This is a genomic window from Roseicyclus sp., from assembly GCF_052168335.1.
Lineage (GTDB): Bacteria > Pseudomonadota > Alphaproteobacteria > Rhodobacterales > Rhodobacteraceae > Roseibacterium.
The window spans coordinates 1-3,142 of sequence record NZ_JBQLZP010000421.1; the positions used below are offsets into that span (position 1 = coordinate 1).

The 3,142-nt window shown below is 66.7% G+C and carries 4 protein-coding genes and 1 pseudogene; 4 read left to right on the plus strand and 1 reads right to left on the minus strand.

The window, feature by feature from the left end:
- Window positions 1-422 precede the first annotated feature (422 nt).
- From ACTS11_RS12865 to ACTS11_RS12880, 4 genes and pseudogenes are all read left to right on the plus strand, one after another.
- A pseudogene (locus tag ACTS11_RS12865) lies at window positions 423-815 on the plus strand (P-II family nitrogen regulator); the annotation flags it as partial.
- 34 nt (window positions 816-849) lie between these two features.
- Complete coding sequence (locus ACTS11_RS12870; RefSeq protein WP_442640709.1) at window positions 850-2,190, plus strand: ammonium transporter; 1,341 nt, start codon at window positions 850-852, stop codon at window positions 2,188-2,190.
- Between the two features lie 184 nt (window positions 2,191-2,374).
- Window positions 2,375-2,539, plus strand: a complete 165-nt coding sequence (locus ACTS11_RS12875) for a hypothetical protein (protein ID WP_442640710.1) — start codon at window positions 2,375-2,377, stop codon at window positions 2,537-2,539.
- A gap of 8 nt (window positions 2,540-2,547) precedes the next feature.
- Window positions 2,548-2,901, plus strand: a complete 354-nt coding sequence (locus ACTS11_RS12880) for a NirD/YgiW/YdeI family stress tolerance protein (protein ID WP_442640711.1) — start codon at window positions 2,548-2,550, stop codon at window positions 2,899-2,901.
- A 53-nt stretch (window positions 2,902-2,954) separates the two neighbouring features.
- Here ACTS11_RS12880 and ACTS11_RS12885 read toward each other — a convergent pair.
- A partial coding sequence (locus ACTS11_RS12885) for a thioredoxin family protein (protein ID WP_442640712.1) occupies window positions 2,955-3,142 on the minus strand: 188 nt, incomplete at its 5' end.

The following is a 3,142-nucleotide window of genomic DNA, read 5'->3' on the forward strand; positions in this document are numbered from 1 at the left end:
CGCCCGCCCGGCCCGCCGCTCGAGCCGCCGCCACCCGACGCCGCCTTGCGGCTGCCGGACGCGGCGGTGGGCCGCGTGGCCGACGACGACGCGGCGCGGGTCGCCCGCTTCTCGGCGACGAGCATGCGCTTGCCCCTCGGCGGGACCCTGCGGTCCTGACCTGAACCACCCATTGACTTGCCTTCTACCGGAGCCGTCCGGCCCTGCCTCTTTTTCCCGCGATCATAGGCGCGAACGAGTCGGATGTGGAGTGTCGATGCCGTGAACGCCAGTCCAACAACTGCCCAAAAATTGAGCGCAAAGTCCGATTTGCGCAAAATATTTGCAATTCTGCATCCGGAGCCGACCCGCAAGCCTGCCGTTCGTTGCCCTTCCCGCCCCCTGAGCGGAGTTCTGCGTCGTGACGTTCCCACCCGGCTTTCGCCTTTCTGCCGGGTATGGGGTTGGGAACACCATCAACCGGAGGGGTGACAGACGTGAAACTCATCATCGCAGCTATCAAGCCGTTCAAGCTCGAGGAGGTGCGCGAGGCGCTCACCTCCATCGGCGTGCGCGGCATGATGGTGACCGAGATCAAGGGCTTCGGCTCGCAGTCCGGACACACCGAAATCTACCGCGGCGCCGAGTATGCCGTGAACTTCGTCCCGAAGGTGAAGCTCGAGATCGTGGTGCCGGACGGCATGGCCGACCAGGTCGTCGAGACCATCCAGACCACGGCGAAGACCGACAAGATCGGCGACGGCAAGATCTTCGTCCTCGACGTGGAAAGCGCGGTGCGGGTGCGCACCGGCGAAACCAATGACGACGCGCTCTGACCGGCGGCTGGAACCGAAAGGAGAAACTGGTCTCATGAAAGCTCTCAAGTACATTCCCCTGGCCGCCGTCGCGCTTGTCGCGGCGCCGTCCCTGGGCCTCGCGCAGGATGCCGCCACCGGCGCGCCCGCCGAGCACACCTCCTACATCCTCACGACGCTCCTGTTCCTCGTCGGCGGCTTCCTCGTCTTCTGGATGGCCGCGGGCTTCGCGATGCTCGAGGCGGGCCTCGTCCGCTCGAAGAACGTGACGATGCAGCTCACCAAGAACATCGCGCTCTTCTCGATCGCGGCGATCATGTACTGGCTCGTCGGCTTCAACCTGATGTATCCCGGCGACGGCTGGCTCATCGACGGCGTGCTCGGCCCGCTGTTCGCCATGACCTCGCTCGAGCCGATGGGCGTCGCGCCCGAGGAAACCGCGCTCGACTACGCTTCGGTCGGTTCGGACTTCTTCTTCCAGCTGATGTTCTGCGCCACCACGGCGTCGATCGTCTCCGGCACGCTGGCCGAGCGCATCAAGCTCTGGCCGTTCCTGATCTTCGTCGTCGTTCTCACCGGCTTCATCTACCCGATGCAGGCGAGCTGGGACTGGGGCGGCGGCTTCCTCGAGTCGAGCTTCGGCTTCATGGACTTCGCGGGCTCGACCCTGGTGCACTCGGTCGGCGGCTGGGCCGCGCTTGCGGGCGCCCTCGTCCTCGGACCGCGCCTCGGCAAGTACAAGGACGGCAAGACCAACCCGATGCCGGGCTCGAACCTCGCGCTCGCCACGCTCGGCACGTTCATCCTGTGGCTCGGCTGGTTCGGCTTCAACGGCGGCTCGCAGCTCGCCATGGGCACGGTCGGCGACGTCGCGGACGTGTCGCGCATCTTCGCCAACACCAACATGGCCGCTGCGGCGGGCGCCGTCACGGCGCTGATCCTGACGCAGGTGCTCTATGGCAAGGTCGACCTCACCATGGTCCTGAACGGCGCGCTCGCGGGCCTCGTCTCGATCACGGCAGAGCCGCTCGCGCCCTCGCTGTTCCTGGCCCTCGTGATCGGAGGCATCGGCGGCGTGATCGTGGTCTTCGCGGTTCCGCTGCTGGACAAGCTCAAGATCGACGACGTGGTCGGCGCCATCCCGGTGCACCTCTTCGCCGGCATCTGGGGCACGCTCGCCGTCGTCCTGACGGGTGGCTACACGGGCGAGGCCACGATCGGCGGCCAGATCACCGGCATCGTGGTCATCGGCGCCTTCGCCTTCGTCACCTCGCTGGTAGTGTGGTTCATCCTCAAGGCGGTCATGGGCATCCGCGTCTCGCAGGAATCCGAGATGACCGGCCTCGACGTGGCCGAGCTCGGGATGGAAGCCTACCCGGACTTCACCAAGGGCTGACACGAACGCTTGCGACCCGGGCCGGTCCTCCCTTCCGGCCCGGGAAATCTAGGGGGCGCCCGTTTCGGCGCCCCCTTTTTTTGGCCAGCCTCCATAGCCAAGAACTATCGGTTTCTTCGATTCGATTGCCTTTTCTTTAAGACAGACGGCACCATCTGTAGGACTGTTCAGTGAGGAGCGTTCCATGTCCACCGAAACCGAGACCACCGAGACCCGCCCGACCGCCCCCGCGCCCGCCTTCTCCACGTCCGAGTGGCTGCGCGCCGAAGTGACGCTGACCCTCCAGCGCTGGATGCTGGTCGCCGCGGGCTTCGCCGCCTTCGTCCTCGTCCTGGTCGCGCTCGACTGAGGCGGGCCATGATCCGGATCGCATCCCTCTGCGCGGCTGCGCTTCTCGCCTGCACGCCGATCGCAGCGGCCGCCAAGACCGAGCCCGGCGCCACCCCGGCGCAGACCGTCGCGACCCTCGTGCGCGGTCAGCCTGTGACGATCGCCGGCGTGGTCGACCGCGTCACCGACGAGGACGAGTTCATCCTCCGCGACGCCACGGGAACCGTGCGTGTCTACGTGGGCCCGAACTTCGTTCCCGCCGCGGCGGGCGAGACCGTCACGGTCAGCGGGCGGGTGGACGACGACCGGTCGCTCGAGATCTACGCCACCGCCATCGTGCGCGCCGACGGAACGCGGGTGGAGCTGCCGCACCGCTACTGACAAGAAAAAAGGGCGCCCGCAGCGCCCTTTCCCGTTCCGATGTCCCGAAGGGATCAGACGGCCTCGTCGATCCACTTCTGGAGCGCGGCCTTGGGTGCCGCGCCGACCTTGTTCGAGACGACCTCGCCGCCTTTGAACATGAAGAGCGCGGGGATGCCGCGCACGCCGAGTTGCATGGGCGAGTTGGGGTTCTCGTCCACGTTGACCTTCACGATCTTCACGCGGCCGTCGTATTCGTCCG